Source organism: Streptomyces sp. NPDC053513, from assembly GCF_044544765.1.
Lineage (GTDB): Bacteria > Actinomycetota > Actinomycetes > Streptomycetales > Streptomycetaceae > Streptomyces > Streptomyces litmocidini.
Genome location: NZ_JBITXP010000003.1, coordinates 83,264 through 99,378, shown reverse-complemented (window position 1 = coordinate 99,378; position 16,115 = coordinate 83,264). Strand labels below are relative to the sequence as shown.

At 75.3% G+C, this 16,115-nt stretch carries 11 protein-coding genes and 1 pseudogene; 8 read left to right on the top strand and 4 right to left on the bottom strand.

Features of this window, described 5'->3' with window-relative positions:
- Positions 1-21 precede the first annotated feature (21 nt).
- The gene (locus ACIGW4_RS06120) at positions 22-906 is read right to left on the bottom strand and encodes an RNA polymerase sigma-70 factor (protein ID WP_399579092.1); all 885 of its coding nucleotides are present in this window, start codon (positions 904-906) and stop codon (positions 22-24) included.
- 181 nt (positions 907-1,087) lie between these two features.
- Between ACIGW4_RS06120 and ACIGW4_RS06115 the strand changes: the two genes are divergently transcribed.
- Complete coding sequence (locus ACIGW4_RS06115; RefSeq protein WP_123458747.1) at positions 1,088-1,918, top strand: alpha/beta fold hydrolase; 831 nt, start codon at positions 1,088-1,090, stop codon at positions 1,916-1,918.
- Between the two features lie 48 nt (positions 1,919-1,966).
- On the opposite strand, the pseudogene ACIGW4_RS06110 reads toward ACIGW4_RS06115, so the two are convergent.
- Positions 1,967-2,803: pseudogene (locus ACIGW4_RS06110) on the bottom strand (EamA family transporter); the annotation flags it as partial.
- A gap of 53 nt (positions 2,804-2,856) precedes the next feature.
- The gene (locus ACIGW4_RS06105) at positions 2,857-3,831 is read right to left on the bottom strand and encodes a helix-turn-helix domain-containing protein (protein ID WP_398711017.1); all 975 of its coding nucleotides are present in this window, start codon (positions 3,829-3,831) and stop codon (positions 2,857-2,859) included.
- A gap of 108 nt (positions 3,832-3,939) precedes the next feature.
- Here ACIGW4_RS06105 and ACIGW4_RS06100 point away from each other — a divergent pair, with 108 nt between their 5' ends.
- The 5 genes from ACIGW4_RS06100 (at position 3,940) to ACIGW4_RS06080 (ending at position 12,617) form a co-directional block, all read left to right on the top strand.
- Entirely contained in the window at positions 3,940-4,971 is a 1,032-nt protein-coding gene (locus tag ACIGW4_RS06100) for a saccharopine dehydrogenase family protein (protein WP_399578783.1), read from the top strand.
- Between the two features lie 84 nt (positions 4,972-5,055).
- Positions 5,056-6,495, top strand: coding sequence for a PLP-dependent aminotransferase family protein (locus tag ACIGW4_RS06095; protein WP_399578781.1), 1,440 nt, complete (start codon positions 5,056-5,058; stop codon positions 6,493-6,495).
- Between the two features lie 122 nt (positions 6,496-6,617).
- The gene (locus ACIGW4_RS06090) at positions 6,618-8,210 is read left to right on the top strand and encodes an alkaline phosphatase D family protein (RefSeq protein WP_399578779.1); all 1,593 of its coding nucleotides are present in this window, start codon (positions 6,618-6,620) and stop codon (positions 8,208-8,210) included.
- Positions 8,211-8,278: 68 nt separating this feature from the next.
- Positions 8,279-11,041, top strand: a complete 2,763-nt coding sequence (locus ACIGW4_RS06085) for a DUF6493 family protein (protein ID WP_399578777.1) — start codon at positions 8,279-8,281, stop codon at positions 11,039-11,041.
- A gap of 88 nt (positions 11,042-11,129) precedes the next feature.
- Positions 11,130-12,617: a GNAT family N-acetyltransferase gene (locus ACIGW4_RS06080; protein WP_398711022.1), complete on the top strand. Its 1,488-nt coding sequence runs from the start codon at positions 11,130-11,132 to the stop codon at positions 12,615-12,617.
- On the opposite strand, the gene ACIGW4_RS06075 is transcribed toward ACIGW4_RS06080, so the two are convergent.
- Complete coding sequence (locus tag ACIGW4_RS06075; protein ID WP_399578774.1) at positions 12,529-13,755, bottom strand: trans-sulfuration enzyme family protein; 1,227 nt, start codon at positions 13,753-13,755, stop codon at positions 12,529-12,531. The genes ACIGW4_RS06080 and ACIGW4_RS06075 overlap by 89 nt on opposite strands.
- 59 nt (positions 13,756-13,814) lie before the next feature.
- Between ACIGW4_RS06075 and ACIGW4_RS06070 the strand changes: the two genes are divergently transcribed.
- The gene (locus ACIGW4_RS06070; protein ID WP_030686247.1) at positions 13,815-14,312 is read left to right on the top strand and encodes an Lrp/AsnC family transcriptional regulator; all 498 of its coding nucleotides are present in this window, start codon (positions 13,815-13,817) and stop codon (positions 14,310-14,312) included.
- A gap of 49 nt (positions 14,313-14,361) precedes the next feature.
- Positions 14,362-16,065 (top strand): DUF885 domain-containing protein, encoded by a 1,704-nt coding sequence (locus ACIGW4_RS06065; protein WP_185094903.1) that lies wholly within the window; start codon positions 14,362-14,364, stop codon positions 16,063-16,065.
- The last annotated feature ends 50 nt before the right edge of the window (positions 16,066-16,115 follow it).

Genomic DNA, 16,115 nt, shown 5'->3' with positions numbered 1-16,115 from the left:
GGCCGGGCGGCGGGGTCTCCGTCAGGCGTCGGCGAGGCCCCGGAGCTTGTCGGGGTTGCGGATGATGTGGACGCACTGGACCAGCCCGTCGCGCACCTCGATCTGGAAGGCGGTCTCGGGCTTCCCTTCGGCGAGGACGAGCACGGCCGGGGCGCCGTTGAGCTCCAGGAAGCGCACCTCGTACCCCTCCCACGAGTCCCGGGCGACGGCGACGAGGAAGCGGCCGACCTTGTCGGCGGTCTCGATGACCCGCAGCGGCGCCTTGGACTTGCCGCCGCTGTCACCGACGAGCCGGACGTCCGGGGCGAGGAGCGCGAGGAGTTCGCCGAGGTCGCCGCCGGCCGCGGCGGAGAGGAAGCGCTCGGTGAGGTCGCGGCGCTCGGCCGGGTCGACGTCGTAGCGCGGCCTGCCCTCGTCGACGTGGCGCCGGGCGCGCCCGGCGAGCTGGCGCACGGCCGCCTCGGAGCGGTCGAGGGCGGTGGCGATCTCCCCGTACGGGAAGCCGAAGGCCTCGCGGAGCACGAAGACGGCCCGCTCCAGCGGGGAGAGGGATTCGAGGACCACGAGGACCGCGAGCGAGACGGAGTCGGCGAGCAGGGCGCGCTCGGCGGTGTCGGGGGCGGCGGGGCCGAAGTCGGTGACGAGGGGTTCGGGGAGCCAGGGGCCGACGTAGGACTCGCGGCGCGCCTGCGCCTGGCGGAGCCGGTCGATGGCGAGCCGTGTGGTGATCCGTACGAGGAAGGCGCGCGGCTCGCGGACGGCGGCCCGGTCCGCGGCGGTCCAGCGCAGCCAGGCCTCCTGGACGACGTCCTCGGCGTCGGCGGTGCGGCCGAGCATCCGGTAGGCGACGCCGAGGAGCATCGGGCGGTGCTCCTCGAAGAGTTCGGTCAGGGTGTCGGTCGGGATGTCGGTGGGCACCCGCCCATCCCAGCCCACGTCATCGGTCCTGTCCAGTTTCGGGCTCCCGTCTTGAACTCCTGCCTACTGGACGGTAATTCTTGCTGACGGGACGTCTAAAAGGTGGCGTCCACCGGTGTTCACGGGAGAAGTTCCGCGAGGAAGCTTCACGAGGAAGCGAGGGGCCCGCATGCCCGCACGGATCGCGTTCACGATCGAGACCCCGGCGGGTCCCCGCGACCTCTCCCTGGCGTACGAGCGGCGGGGCGCGGGCGAGCCCCTGCTGCTGCTCCACGGCATCGGGCACCACTGGCAGGCCTGGGGGCCCGTCCTCGACGTCCTCGCCGTCGAACGCGAGGTGATCGCCGTCGACCTGCCCGGTTTCGGGGCCTCCGACGGGCTGCCGGAGGGCGTCCCGTACGACCTGTCGACCGTCGTCCCCGTGCTCGGCGCCTTCTGCGGGGCCGTCGGCTTCGAGCGGCCGCACGTGGCGGGGAACTCGCTGGGCGGGCTGCTCGCCCTGGAGCTCGGCCGGGAGAAGCTGGTGCGCTCGGTCACCGCCCTCTCCCCCGCCGGCTTCTGGTCGGAGGCCGAGCGGCGGTACGCCTTCGGGACGCTGCGGGCCATGCGCGGCGCCGCCCTGTCGCTGCCCGTGCCGGTGATCGAGCGCCTCTCGCGCACGGCCGCCGGACGCACCGTGCTCACCAGCACGATCTACGCCCGGCCCGGCCGCCGGTCACCCGAGGCCGTCGTCGCCGAGACGCTCGCGCTGCGGCGGGCCACCGGCTTCCACCAGACGCTGGCGGCGGGCCGGACCGCCCTCTTCCGCGACGACGTCCCGTCGGTCCCCGTCACCGTCGCCTGGGGCGCCCGCGACCGGCTGCTGCTGCGCCGCCAGGGCGTCCGCGCCAAGCAGGCCCTGCCCGCCGCGCGTCTGGTCCGGCTGCCCGGCTGCGGCCACGTGCCGATGAACGACGACCCCGCCCTGGTCGCGCGCGTGATCCTGGACGGCAGCCGCTGAGTCCGGGCGGGACGAGCGGGTGAACAGGCCCGTGCCCAGGGCGGCTCCGGCACCGACGAGGAGGCTGCCGGCCGCCTGGGGGAGGCCGAAGGCGGCGCCTCCGACCAGGGCGGCGCTCAGGGCCGCGGCGATCGGGATGGCCCCGGTGTAGAGAGTGGCCCTCTCCATGCCGACGCGCTGGACGCCCATGTAGAAGAGGACGAACCCGACGACCGTGGCCAGGGCCGCCTGCCAGACCAGGGCCCCCGTCTCCACGGCCGTCGGCACCCGTACGAACCCGGCGCCGTCCACGACCAGGCCGACGAGCGCCGCCTCGGCGGCGCCGATCCCGCACACGGCGGCCGTCAGCAGCTTCGGCCCGAGCACCCGCAGCACCGGGACGGCCAGCACGGTGAAGCCCACCTCGCCCCCGAGCGCCGCCACCGACCAGCCGATCCCGGTCAGGTCCGTCCGGCCCCAGCCCTGCACGGTGAAGGCGCCCGCGGCGACGAGCAGAGCGCCGTACAGCACGGCGGGGGCGGGCCTGCGGCCCTCGGTGAGCGGGACCAGGACGGCGACGACCACCGGGGCGCAGCCGACGAGGACGCCGGGGACGGCGGGTTCCGCGGTCCGTTCGGCGGCCAGGACGGCGAGGTTGAAGCCGACCATGCCGACGGCCGCGAGGACGGCGAGCCGCGCCCAATGACGGGCGGTCAGGAGCCGCAGCGGAGCGAGGCCGCCGCGGCCGAGCAGCGGGAGGAGGAGCAGGCAGGCGGCGCCGTAGCGGAGGGCCTGCCCGCCCGCGTACGGATAGGCGCCGAGCAGACCGTTGGCGGTGAAGGAGGCGCCGACGAGGGCGTAGGCGAGGGTCACCAGGAGGACCCCGCGCAGGGCGTTCGCGTTCATGCCCCCGACGCTAGGGAGCCGCGCGGCCCGGGTTGAGGTCCACTTCCGTCACGTCATCGGGGACCACTTCCGGCGCGCCCGACGTGGCCGGTCCGGGAGCGGAAGGTGCGGCGGTAGGTGTCCGGGGGCACGCCGACGGTGCGGTTGAAGTGGCGGCGGAGCGTGGTGGCGGTGCCCATGCCGGTGGCCTCCGCGATGGCGTCGACGCTGTCGTCGGTGGCTTCGAGGAGCTCCTGGGCGCGGCGGATCCGCTGGGTGAGCAGCCATTGCAGCGGGGTGGTGCCGGTCACGGCCCGGAAGTGGCGGCCCAGGTGGCGCGAGCTCATGCGCGCCCGGCGTGCCAGGTCCTCCACGGTCAGCGGTTCGCCGAGCCGTTCGACCGCCCAGGGCAGCAGCTCGGTGAGCGGGTGGTCCTGTCGGGCGGGCACCGGCGCGGTGACGAACTGGGCCTGTCCGCCGTCCCGGTGCGGGGGCACGACCAGGCGGCGGGCGACCGTGTTGGCGATCGCCGAGCCGTGGTCGAGGCGGACGAGGTGCAGGCAGAGGTCCATCGCGGCGGCCTTGCCCGCGGAGGTGAGCACCGTGCCCTCGTCCACGTAGAGCACGTCCGGATCGACCTCCACGCGCGGGTACCGCCCGGCCAGGGCCCCGGTGTGCGCCCAGTGCGTGGTGGCGCGGCGTCCGTCGAGGAGGCCGGCGGCGGCGAGGACGAAGGCGCCCGTGCACAGGGAGGCCACGCGCGCGCCCGCCTCGTGGGCCGCGCGCACCGCGTCGAGCAGGTCGGCGGGCGGTTCCCGGTCGACGTCGGCCCAGCCGGGGACGATCACCGTGTCCGCGTACGGGAGCCGGTCGAGTCCGGCGTCGGGTTCCAGGCGGAACCGCTCGACGGAGACGGGGCCCGGCCCGCAGACGGTCAGGTCGTACCAGGGGACGGCGACGGCGTCCGGGGCGGAGCCGAACACCTCGTGGGCGAGGGAGAGTTCGAAGTGCAGCATGCCGTCGGTGACGGCGAGCGCGAGCGTACCCATGTCCGTAATTGTACGGGGCATGGCGTTCCAGACACTCGCGGTCGACCGCACCGGCCGCCAGGATGGAGGTAGTTGAACATTCGATAACCGGGAACGGCGGGAGAAGTCATGGAATCGGGTCGGACGGTCGCGGTGTTCGGCGCCTACGGTCACACCGGGCGCTTCGTGGTGGCGGAGCTGCTGGAGCGGGGCTTCGTCCCGGTGCTCTCCGGGCGCGACGCCGACAGGCTGCGGGCGCTCGCCGCGCCCCACGGCGGGCTCGGCGTCCGCCCGGCGTCGGTGGACGACCCGGCCTCGCTCGACCGCGCGCTGGCCGGCGCGGCGGCCGTCGTCAACTGCGCCGGACCGTTCGCCGTGACCGGCGCCCCGGTGGTCGAGGCAGCGCTGCGCGCCGGGATCCCGTACGTGGACGTGGCGGCCGAGATCGAGGCCAACGCCGACACCTTCGCGCGCTTCGCCGACCGGGCCCGCGCCGCGGGAACCGCGATCGTCCCCGCGATGGCCTTCTACGGCGGCCTCGGCGACCTGCTGGCCACCACGGCCATGGGCGACTGGACGGCGGCCGACGAGGTGCACGTCGCGTACGGACTGAGCAGCTGGCACCCCACGGCGGGCACCCTCGCGGCGGGCAGGGTCTCCCGCGAGCGGCGCGGCGGCCGGCACGTCCGCCACACCGGGGGCCGGCTGGAGTACCACGACGAGCCGCTCCCCGTCCTGGAGTGGTCCTTCCCCGCCCCCATGGGCCCCCGGCCCGTCATCGGCGGATTCACCATGGCCGACGTCGTGACCGTCCCCAGCCACCTGGCGGTGCCCGAGGTGCGCACCTACATGGCGGTCGACGCGGCCCGGGACCTGTCGGCGCCGGACGCGTCCGCACCGGCCGCCGTCGACGAGCGCGGCCGGTCCGCGCAGACCTTCCTCGTCGACGTCCTCGTCCGCTCCGGGGGCACGGAGCGCCGGGCCGTCGCCACCGGCCGGGACATCTACGCCGTCAGCGCGCCTCTCGCGGTGGAGGCGGTCCACCGGATCCTCACCGGCCGGACCCGGACGACCGGCGTCGCCTCGGCCGGCGAGATGTTCGACGCGCCCGACTTCCTGCGCGCGCTGTCCGCGCACCTCTCCCTGGACGTGCGCCACTGACTCCCGGCGGTCCCGGCATCATGGGACACGCCCGGGGCGGACCGGTGAACTCCCGGGCGGGGACGGCGAGAAGGGCCACGTGACATGAGAAGCCAGGGGCAGGCCGCCTGGGAGCTGCTTCTGCCGGCCGTCGGCGCTCCGGCGCGACGGCGGGGGCGGGCGCTGCAGGAGGCCTTGCGGGAGGCGGTGCGCTCGGGCCGGCTCACGGCCGGGACGCGGCTGCCGTCGACCCGCGCGCTCGCGGCCGACCTCGGCGTCTCGCGGGGCCTCGTCACCGAGGCGTACGAGCAGCTGACGGCCGAGGGGTACCTGCGGAGCGACCGGGGCGCGGGGACCTGGGTGGGCGGTGCGGCCCGAGCGGCCGTGCCCGGGGCCCGTGACCCGGCCGCCGGGGCGCCCGGGGTCCGGGTGGACTTCCGCCCGGGGACCCCCGACCTGTCGCTGTTCCCCAGGAGCGCGTGGGCGGCGGCGCAGCGGTCCGTGCTCACGCGGCTCCCCCACCCGGCACTCGGCTACCCGGATCCGCGCGGCCTCCCCGAGCTGCGCGAGGCACTCGCCGCGCTGCTGGCGCGCCGACGGGGGGTGGTGGCCGATCCGGAGCGGCTCGTGGTCTGTTCGGGCGTGGCGCAGGCGTCGACCCTGCTCGGTTTCGTCCTGCGCGCGCGTGGGCTGCGCCGGGTCGGGATCGAGGATCCCGGCAGCCCGGAGCACGGGCGCCTGTTCGCCTCGACCGGCCTGGAGACGGTGTGGCTGCCGCTGGACGAGGAGGGGCTGCGCCCCGGACCGCTCGCCGACTCCGGGGTGCGGGCGGTCGTCGTGACGCCCTCGCACCAGTTCCCGTCCGGCATCAGCTGGTCGGCCGAGCGCCGGGCCGCGCTCCTCGACTGGGCGCGCGCCGTGGACGGATACGTCCTGGAGGACGACTACGACGGCGACTTCCGCTACGACCGCGCCCCCGTCGGCGCGCTCCAGGGGCTCGACCCCGAGCGGGTCGCCTACGCGGGCTCGGTCAGCAAGTCGCTGGCCCCGGGGCTGCGGCTCGGCTGGATGCTCGTCCCGGAGGCCCTGCTCGACGAGATCGTCGAACGCAAGCGGACGATGGACCTCGGCAATCCCGTACTCGACCAGGCCGTCCTCGCGGAGTTCGTGCGGCGCGGCGGGTACGACCGTCAGCTGCGCCGCTGCCAACGCGCCTACCGGGAACGGCGCGACGCGCTGCTCGCCGCCCTCGCCCGGCACCTTCCGGGCACCCGGGTGAGCGGCATCGCGGCCGGTCTCCACGTCATCGCGCGCGTACCGGCCCGGTTCGGGCCCCCGGAGCGGTTCCTCGCGCGGGCGGCGGAGGCGGGGGTGGCCCTGCGGACCCTGGAGGAGTACGGCACCGCCCGGCCGGCCGACGGGGACGTACGGCTCGTCATCGGGTACGCGCACCTGGCTCCTTCGGCCATCGACACCGGGATCGGGCTGGTGGCGGAGGGGCGGGGCGGCGGTCGGCTCCGAGCCCCGCAGCCGCCGGGAGGGTGATCTGTTCACGCGGGGTTCGCGTGGCCGCCGCACCCGGCCGTTAGGCATGGGGCGGCGCGCCCGGCGGGTACGGACACGGCGCGCCGTCCGCGACCGGAACGACCGACCCCGGAGGCCCTTTCATGTCCCTTCCCCTGCCCGGCTCTTCCCCCTCCCCCGCCCGGCGCAGTCTCCTGCGCGGCTCGTTGGCCGCATCGGCGGCGCTGACCCTCGGCGGCACCGGGCTCGCCGCCCCCGCGTTCGCGCTCTCGGGCCGGCCCCGGGCCGGGTGGGGTGTGCAGGCGGGTGACGTCACGGCCTCCTCCGGTCTGGTGTGGGTGCGGTCGGACCGGCCGGCGCGGATGCTCGTGGAGACGTCGGCGACCGAGTCCTTCCGGCACGCGCGCCGCCACGTCGGACCGCTGGTCGGCACGGACACGGACTTCACCGGCACGACCGCGCTGCGCGGCCTGCCGGCCGGCGAGCAGATCCACTACCGGGTCACCCTCGTCGACCCGGACGATCCGCGCCGGACGGGCGAGCCGGTCCTCGGCACCTTCCGCACGGCCCCGGACCGGCGCCGGGACGGGGTCCGCTTCCTGTGGTCCGGGGACATCGCGGGGCAGGGCTGGGGCATCAACCCGGACATCGGGGGCTTCCGCGCGTACGAGGAGATGCGCCGGCTCGACCCGGACTTCTTCCTGTGCAGCGGCGACACGATCTACGCCGACGGCGTCATCCAGCCGAGCGTGACCCTGCCGGACGGGCGGATCTGGCGGAACGTCACGACGCCGGAGAAGTCGAAGGTCGCCGAGACCCTCGACGAGTACCGGGGCAACTTCCGCTACAACCTCCTCGACCACAACGTCCGGGCCTTCAACGCGCAGGTGCCGTCGGTGGTGCAGTGGGACGACCACGAGGTGCGGAACAACTGGTACCCGGGACAGATCCTGGACGATCCCCGCTACACGGAGAAGGACGTGGACGTCCTCGCGGCCCGGGCCTCGCGGGCCTTCGGCGAGTACTTCCCGGTCTCCACGCTCCACGCGCGCGGGGAGGGGCGCGAGCGGCGGATGCACCGGGTGGTGCGGTACGGGCCGCTGCTCGACCTGTTCGTGCTCGACATGCGCTCGTACCGGAACGCCAACTCGCCCGGCCGGCAGGCCGACGACACCACCGGCATCCTCGGCGCCGAGCAGCTGGCGTGGCTCAAGCGGGAGCTGGCCGCGTCCCGGGCGGTGTGGAAGGTGCTCGCGGCGGACATGCCGATCGGACTGGTCGTCCCGGACGGCGCGGCGAACTTCGAGGCGGTCGCCCAGGGCGACCCGGGCGCCCCGCTGGGCCGGGAGCTCCAGATCGCGGAGCTGCTGCGGTTCGTGAAGCACCGGCGGATCACCGGCACGGTGTGGCTGACGGCGGACGTCCACCACACCTCGGCGCAGCACTACGCGCCGGAGCGGGCGGCCTTCCAGGACTTCGCCCCCTTCTGGGAGTTCGTGTCCGGGCCGCTGGCGGCGGGCGCGTTCCCGGCGAGCGCCCTGGACGCCACCTTCGGCCCGGAGCGGGTGTTCGTGCGGGCGCCGGAGCGGGGGAACCTGTCGCCGATGGAGAGCCCGCAGTACTTCGGCGAGGTCGACATCGACGGCCACAGCGGGGAGCTGACCGTGCGGCTGCGGGCCGAGGGCGGCACGGTGCTGTTCAGCAAGGTGCTGCAGCCGGGTCAGGTCGGGCAGTAACCGCAGGTCAGGGGCGTGTGGAGGTCCGTCCCGGGTGATTGTCAGTGCGGGGTCCTACCGTCGTATCCATGACGCGATCCGTACAGACGCTCACCCGCCTCCGCCCGTCTGTCCCGGAGCCCGCCGGCCCGGAGCCCACGGGCTCCGGCGGGCTGCGCGGCGGCACCGGCGGCGCGAAGGGCGAGGGCGGTGCCGAGGAGCTGCTCGCCGCCGTGCGCGAGGGGCGGGCCGCCGCGGTGCCGGGGCTCCTGGAGTCGCTGGACGCCTCCGCGCGCAAGGCCGCGCTCACCCGGCTCAGGGCGCTGCGCGCGGAGGTGGGCGCCGGAAAGCGGGCGACGCCCCCGCACCTGCCGGACCGCGTCCGCAGCGCGCTGTACGTGGCGGGCGCCGGCTGCCTCCCGGCGTCCGCGACGACCGCGGTGGCCGCGAGCTGGCTCGGCGCGCGCGACCTGCTGGTCCGGGAGGAGGACGGCGCCCTCGCCCTCGCGGCGCTCGGCGACCGGGCCCCGGAGTGGGCGGCGGACCTGGCGGGGCGTCTGGCCAGGCGCCGGGCGGTGGCGGAGAACAGCTACCCGCTGCTCCACGGGCTCGTGGTCCGCTCCGGGTACACGGTCCCGCCCACCGACGGCTACGTCACCGCCTGGACCCGGCACCTCACCGACGACCGGCTCGTGGAGCGGCTCCGGGAGGATCCGCAGACGCCGGTCCTGGTGGCCCACGCCCTCGCGATGGCCGAGCCCCCCGAGCGGTTGGCCTGCGCCCTCGGCCGTCGGCCGCGGCGGCACTGGCCCACGGCCCTGCGGACGCTCGTCGGGGAAGGGGTCCTGGACCGGGCCCGGGTCCTGGACGTGTGCGTGTCCCGGCTGCTGCACGGCGGCCCCGCCCGTGACCTGCGCCTCCCGCTGGAGATGGTGCGGCTGCTCGCACCGGACGCGCGGGAGCTGCGGGAGCGGATCCCGGACTGGATCGGGATCGCGTCCGACGCGCCCTCGCTCGTCGCCGGGTACGCGCAGGACGTGCTGACGGAGCTCGCCTCGGCGGGGACGCTGCCGGTCGGGGCGCTGGCCGAGATGACGGCCGGGGTCCTCTTCCGCACCGAGAAGAAGCTGGTGCGGGCCCAGTTGGCGTTGGTCGGCAAGGTGCTGGCCGAGGAGTCGGGTGCGGCCGGGGAGCTGCTGCCCGCCGTGACGGAGGCCTTCGGGAGCGAGGACACCGGTGTGCAGGAGCGGGCCCTCAAGCTGGTCGGTCGTCATCTGCCGGCCGTGGACGCCGAGGTGCGGCGCGAGCTCGCGGAGGCCGCCGGGCTGCTGAGCCCGATGCACCGGCAGGCCGCCGGGGAGCTGTTCGGCGCGGACCTGGGGCGGGGGACGGCACTTCCGTACGAGGAGATCCTGCCGCCGGTGCCGGAGGCCCAGCGGCTCGCGCCCCCGGCGACGACGGTCGAGGAGCTGGTGGCCCAGCTGGTGGCGGGGCGGCTCGCGGAGGGGCCCGCGGCGTTCGAGCGGGCGCTCGACGGTCTGGTGCGGCATGCGCACCGGGACCGGGCGGCCGTGGCGGAGGCGGTGCGGGAGGCCTTCCCCCGGCCTCCGTGGGAGCAGGGGGCCCACTGCTTCACGCACGGGACCCAGGGGATCCACGTGGTGCTCGCGGGGGTGCTCGGGCTGCTGGACCCGGCGCTCGTCGCCACCCGCCGGGCCCAGGGCCCCGATCAGGACTCCTGTCTCCACCAAGCCCTGTCGGGGGTCCTCGACGCCCGGCTGTGGGAGGCCGCCGGCCTCGTCGGCACGGACGCGCTGCCGTTCCTCCTCGCCACGCCGACCTGGAGCACGGGGGCGATCGAGCCGCGGGTCCTGGTGGAGCGGCTGCGGGAGTACCGGGACGCCGGGGTCGAGCCCGCTCCCACCGATCTCGCCCAGGCCCTGGTCCGGGTGGCGCGGGCCGATCCGTCGGCCGGGCGGGCGGCCGAGGAGGCGGCGGCGCTCGGCACCCCGGCCGGCCGGCGGCTCGCCGCCCGGCTGCGCGGGGAAGGGATCGTGGGGGCGACCGTGCGGTTCCTCCCCCGGGACGAGGACGGGGCGCCGCAGAGGTGGTGGCCGAGCGACCGGCTCGTGGTCGACCTCGGCGAGCACCCGGCGGTCCGGGCGGAGTTCCCGCCCGCCTTCCAGTGGCTCGGCGGCGCTCCGGAGGCGGCCCCTCGCCGATGTCCGCACCGGGTGGAGGGCCGGGCGGAGTGGGCCACGGTGCTTCCGGCGGACCGTGAGCTGCTCGCGGCCTGTCTCCTGCCGACCCTCGCGCACCGCGTCGAGGGGGACGCGCGCGGCGCGGCCGAACCGCTGACCGCGCTGGTCGAGGCCGACGGGCCGGTCGGCCGTGCGGTGCTGCTGGCCCTGGCGTTCGGGCTCGGCCGTGTGGACGCGGACGACCGGCTGCGCGCGGTGGACGGCGTGCTCGTTCTGGCGGCGCGGGGCGAGCTGAACGCCCGGCGGCTCGGCGCGGAGCTGGCGTGGCTGGTGGCGGAGGGCTCGGTGAAGCCGAACCGGCTCGCGGACGCGGCCCGGACGGCGGCCGCCACGGGTGCGTACCGGACGGTCTGGACGGTGCTGGAGGCGATGCTGCCGGAGGTGCTCGCCCCGGCGCGGCCGGTGCGGGGGTTCGGCGAGGTCCTCGCGGTGGCCGCCGACTGCGTGGAGCGGTGCGGGGCCCGCGGGGAGGTCGCCGGGCTCGACGCGCTCGCCTCGGGGCGGGGTTCCTCGCAGCTGGTGGTGCAGGCCGGGCGGTTGCTGAGCGCACTCCGCCAGGGGGCCGATCAGCCTCCGACAGAAACGGTCTGAATCGACCCTTAAGTCAACAGATCGGCACTTAACCCGTCAGTCACAAAGCGTTCGCGATCACGCAACACCGTTGGGCCACAGTGAGGTCATGACCGATGTGACGTCTTCGAAGAGCGCCCGCCATCCGCACCACTGGCGGCACGACCTGATCGAGCTCGCCGCCCTGTTCACCGCCGTGGTGGTGGCCGACACGATCGCCAAGACCATCGTCAAGGGCCCCGACGGCCCCTACCTCCTGGTCTTCTCCGCGATCACGCTGGTCGCCACCGCCGCGTTCCACACCTGGTGGGCGCGCAGGCGCAGTCATGCCGACCATGCCCCGCCCGCCGGTCACACCGGCGGGCGCCCCACCACGGACGTGCCGGCCCCGAGCGGATCCCCGACCACGAGCGGATTCCCGCCCCCGGACGGATCCCCGGCGAACGAGCGGGAGACGGAGGGGGAGTCCGCGGCACCGGCCGAGACGGCGCTGTGGCGGATGCGGACCACCGTCGCGGACACGCCGGGCAGCCTCGCCGCGCTGTGCACGGTCCTCGCCCGCCTGGGCGTGGACATCCTCACCCTCCAGACCCATCCGCTCGCCGACGGCACGGTCGACGAGTTCCTGCTGCGCGCCCCCGCCGGCCTCTCCGCGCGGACCCTCGCCCGCGAGACGGCGGCGGCCGGCGGCCGCGACACCTGGACCGAGCGGGCCGACGCCCACGACCTGGTGGACACCCCCACCCGGGTCCTGGGCCTGGCCACCCGTACCGCGCTCGACGCGGCCGAACTCCCGCTCGCGCTGCGGCAGCTCCTCGGCCGCTGCACCCTCCACTCCGTGCCGGCGGTCTCGCTGACCGGCCGCCCCACCGGCGAACGGGCCCCGGTCGAGGGCGTCCTGGAGGAGACGGTGATGCGGCTGCGCGACCCGCACGGCGGCACCCTCATCGTCGAGCGACCCCATCTGCCCTTCACCCCGACCGAGTTCGCCCGGGCCCGCGCCCTGGTCGAGCTCGACGCCCGGCTCGGCCCCCGCGTCCCACGCAGCCAGGACGTGCTGACCCTGCCGGAGGGCAACGAGATCACGGTCCGCCGCGCCGACCAGCGCGACCTGCCCGCCGCGCGCGCCATGCACGACCGCTGCTCGGCCCGCACCCTGGGCCTGCGCTACCACGGCCCCGTCGGCGACGCCGACCGCTACCTCGACCACCTGCTCAGCCCCCGCTTCGGCCGCACCCTCGCCGTGCAGACGGCCTCCGGCCGCCTCGTCGCCCTCGGCCACCTGCTGTGGGACGGCGACGAGACGGAGGTCGCCCTCCTCGTCGAGGACGACTGGCAGCGGCGCGGCATCGGCTCCGAGCTCCTCGGCCGGCTGGTGGCGATGGCCGAGGAGACCGGCTGCGGCAGCGTGTACGCCGTGACGCAGTCCTCCAACACGGGGATGGTGGCCGCAATGCGGGCGCTGAACCTCCCCCTCGACTACCAGATCGAGGAGGGCACCCTGGTGATCACCGCCCGGCTGTCCCCGGCGCCGCGACCGACCGCCCTGGCACGGCAGGAGCAGCCGCGCGAGGGGACCCGGTCGGCGGAGCGCTGAGCGCCTGGGTCAGGTCGCGCCACAGGTCCTCGACGTCCTCGAGGCCGACCGACATCCGCAGCAGCCGGTCGCTGACGCCCGCGGAGCGCCGGTCTCCCTCGGCCACGATCCGGTGGCTGATGGAGGCCGGGTGCTGGATGAGGGTGTCGACGCTGCCGAGGCTGACGGCCGGGGTGATGAGCCGTACGCCGGCGATCACGTCGTGCGGCTCCCCGTACACCTCGAAGGCGATCATCGCGCCGCCGATCCGCGGGTAGTGGACGCGGGCGACGCGGGGGTCGACGACGAGCCGCCGGACCAGCTCCGCGGCCGTCGAGGACGCCGCCCTGACCCGTACCGGAAGGGTGGAGAGACCCCTCAGCAGCAGGTATCCGGCGAGGGGATGGAGCACCCCGCCGGTGGCGAACCGGACCTGACGGAGGGTACGGGCGAACTCCTCGTCGCAGGCGACGACTCCGCCCATGACGTCACCGTGGCCGCCCAGGTACTTGGTGGCGCTGTGCAGCACGATGCGCGCGCCCTGCTCGACGGGGCGCTGGAGCACCGGTGTGGCGAAGGTGTTGTCGACGAGCAGCGGGACGGAGCCGCAGGAGTGGGCGATGGCCCGGATGTCGGCCTCGGCGAGCGTCGGGTTGGCGGGCGACTCGACCATGACGAGACCGGTGTCGGGCCGGATCGCGTCGGCGATGCCCGCCGGGTCGGTCCAGGTCACCTCGGTGCCGAGCAGTCCGGCGTCGAGGAGGTGGTCGCTGCAGCCGTACAGCGGGCGGACCGCGACGACGTGCCGCAGCCCCTGGCTCGCCCGGGCGAGGAGGACGGCGGTGACGGCGGCCATGCCGCTGGCGAAGGCGACGGCGGCCTCGGCGCCCTCCAGGCGGGCGAGGGCCTCCTCGAAGCGGGCGACGGTCGGGTTGTCGAGCCGGGCGTAGACGGGCGGGCCGTCGAGCCGGGCGCCGGTCGTGGCGAACTCGTCGATCCGGGCGGCCTCGGCCCGCGCGTCGTACGAGGGGTAGGTGGTGGACAGGTCGATCGGCGGGGCGTGCAGTCCGAGTCCGGCGAGGTCTTCGCGGCCGGCGTGCACGGCTTCGGTGGCAAGGGCCCTCGGGATGGCCGAGAGGCCGTGATCCATGGCGTCCATGGCGGCACTGTGAACGGATACCGGAAAGTAGCGTGACATCACCGTGTTACGTTCGCCAGATGGCCGATTCTGTCGTACTGGACGCGGTCGATCTGCACATTCTTCGCCTCCTGCAGAACGACGCCCGGAGCACCTACCGCGAACTCGCCGCAGAGGTCGGAGTCGCACCCTCCACCTGCCTCGACCGGGTGGCACGGCTGCGTCGCACCGGGGTGATCCTCGGACACCAGCTACGACTGGATCCGGCCAAACTCGGGCGTGGACTCGAAGCGCTGCTTCTCGTCCAGGTCCGCCCCCACCGGCGCGAACTGATCGGTCCGTTCGTCGACCGGATCCGGGCCCTCCCCGAGTCCCGGGCGCTGTTCCACCTCACCGGCCCCGACGACTACCTCGTCCACGTGGCCGTGGCGGACCCCGCCGACCTGCAACGTCTCGTCCTCGACGAGTTCACCTCGCGCCGCGAGGTGGCCCGCGTCGAGACCCGGCTGATCTTCCAGCAGTGGGAGTGCGGCCCTCTGCTGCCGCCCTCCCCCGGCCCTTCCTTGTCAGCCGACTGAGGCCTGACGAGGGTGACGCGGGCCCGCCGGAAGCGTCAGGATGACCCCCATGCCAGACACTTCCAGCAGCGCGCTGCCCCGCCAGGTCGCCGACGCCCACGTCGACGCACTCATCGCCCTCGACCCGATCACCGGTACGTACCTGGGAGTCAAGGAGAGCGCCGGACTGCTGCCGGACTTCTCGCCCGCCGGCCAGCGGGCGGTGGCCGACCTCGCCCGCCGCACGCTCGCCCGGCTCGACGAGGCCGAGCGGGCACCCGGCGCGGACAGCGACGCCGAGCGGCGCTGCGCCCGGCTGCTGCGGGAGCGGCTGACGGCGGAACTGGCCATGCACGAGGCCGAGGAGAACCTCCGGACGGTCAGCAACATGCGCTCGCCCGCGCACAGCGTCCGCATCGTCTTCACCGTCATGCCGACGGAGACCGAGGAGGACTGGGAGGCGGTCGCCGCCCGGCTGCGCGCGGTACCGGCCGCGCTCGACGGCTACCGCGCCTCCCTCGCGCTGGGCCTGGAGCGCAAGCTCTTCGGCGGGCCGCGCCCCACCGCCACGTTCGTCGAGCAGCTCACCGAGTGGGCGGGCGGGGAGAACGGGAGGCCGGGCTGGTTCGAGGAGTTCGCCGCCGCCGGCCCCGACACGCTCCCCGGGGGGCTGAGGGCCGAGCTCGCGACGGCCGCGAAGGGCGCCACCGCCGCCGTCGGGGCGCTGCGGGACTGGATGCGGGACGTGTACGCGCCGGCCGTCGCCGACGCGCCGGACACGGTGGGCCGCGAGCGCTACCAGCGCTGGACCCGTTTCTTCAACGGCACCGACCTGGACCTCGACCAGGCGTACGCGTACGGCTGGAGCGAGTACCACCGGCTCCTCGGCGAGATGCGGACCGAGGCCGAGCGGATCCTGCCGGGCGCGGGCCCCTGGGAGGCGCTCGCCCACCTCGACGAGCACGGCACGCACATCGAGGGCGTGGAGGAGGTCCGGGTCTGGCTCCAGGAGCTGATGGACCAGGCCATCGAGGCGCTCGACGGCCGCCACTTCGAACTCGCCGAGCGGGTGCGGCGGGTGGAGTCCCGGATCGCGCCGCCGGGCGGCGCCGCCGCCCCGTACTACACCGGTCCGTCCGAGGACTTCTCGCGCCCGGGCCGCACCTGGCTGCCCGTGGACGGCACGACCCGCTTCCCGGTCTACGACCTGGTGTCGACCTGGTACCACGAGGGCGTGCCCGGCCACCACCTGCAGATCGCGCAGTGGGCGCACGTCGCCGACCGGCTCTCCCGCTACCAGGCGACCATCGGGAAGGTCAGCGCGAACTCGGAGGGCTGGGCGCTGTACGCCGAGCGCCTGATGGACGAACTGGGCTTCCTGCCCGACGCGGAGCGGCGCCTCGGCTACCTGGACGGTCAGATGATGCGCGCGTGCCGGGTGATCGTGGACATCGGCATGCACCTCGGCCTGGAGATCCCCGCGGAGTCGCCCTTCCACCCGGGCGAGCGGTGGACGCCGGACCTCGCCCAGGAGTTCTTCCAGCTGCACAGCAGCCGCCCGCCGTCGTTCGTGGAGAGCGAGATGACCCGCTACCTGTCGATGCCGGGCCAGGCGATCGGCTACAAGCTGGGCGAACGCGCCTGGCTGCTCGGCCGGGCCAACGCGCGGGCCGCGCACGGCGAGGCGTTCGACGCGAAGGCCTGGCACATGGCGGCGCTCTCGCAGGGCCCCCTCGGCCTGGACGACCTGGTGGACGAGATCTCCCGCCTCTGAGCCTTTCACATCACGGGATCCCCCGGTCGATCGCTTGATCGACCGGGGAT

Excerpts from the sequence above, each read along its gene's own strand:
- ACIGW4_RS06115 (WP_123458747.1), top strand. The coding sequence starts at position 1,088 with ATGCCCGCACGGATCGCGTTCACGATCGAGACCCCGGCGGGTCCCCGC.
- ACIGW4_RS06105 (WP_398711017.1), bottom strand. The coding sequence starts at position 3,831 with ATGGGTACGCTCGCGCTCGCCGTCACCGACGGCATGCTGCACTTCGAA.
- ACIGW4_RS06100 (WP_399578783.1), top strand. The coding sequence starts at position 3,940 with ATGGAATCGGGTCGGACGGTCGCGGTGTTCGGCGCCTACGGTCACACC.
- ACIGW4_RS06095 (WP_399578781.1), top strand. The coding sequence starts at position 5,056 with ATGAGAAGCCAGGGGCAGGCCGCCTGGGAGCTGCTTCTGCCGGCCGTC.
- ACIGW4_RS06090 (WP_399578779.1), top strand. The coding sequence starts at position 6,618 with ATGTCCCTTCCCCTGCCCGGCTCTTCCCCCTCCCCCGCCCGGCGCAGT.
- ACIGW4_RS06085 (WP_399578777.1), top strand. The coding sequence starts at position 8,279 with ATGACGCGATCCGTACAGACGCTCACCCGCCTCCGCCCGTCTGTCCCG.
- ACIGW4_RS06080 (WP_398711022.1), top strand. The coding sequence starts at position 11,130 with ATGACCGATGTGACGTCTTCGAAGAGCGCCCGCCATCCGCACCACTGG.
- ACIGW4_RS06075 (WP_399578774.1), bottom strand. The coding sequence starts at position 13,755 with ATGGACGCCATGGATCACGGCCTCTCGGCCATCCCGAGGGCCCTTGCC.
- ACIGW4_RS06070 (WP_030686247.1), top strand. The coding sequence starts at position 13,815 with ATGGCCGATTCTGTCGTACTGGACGCGGTCGATCTGCACATTCTTCGC.
- ACIGW4_RS06065 (WP_185094903.1), top strand. The coding sequence starts at position 14,362 with ATGCCAGACACTTCCAGCAGCGCGCTGCCCCGCCAGGTCGCCGACGCC.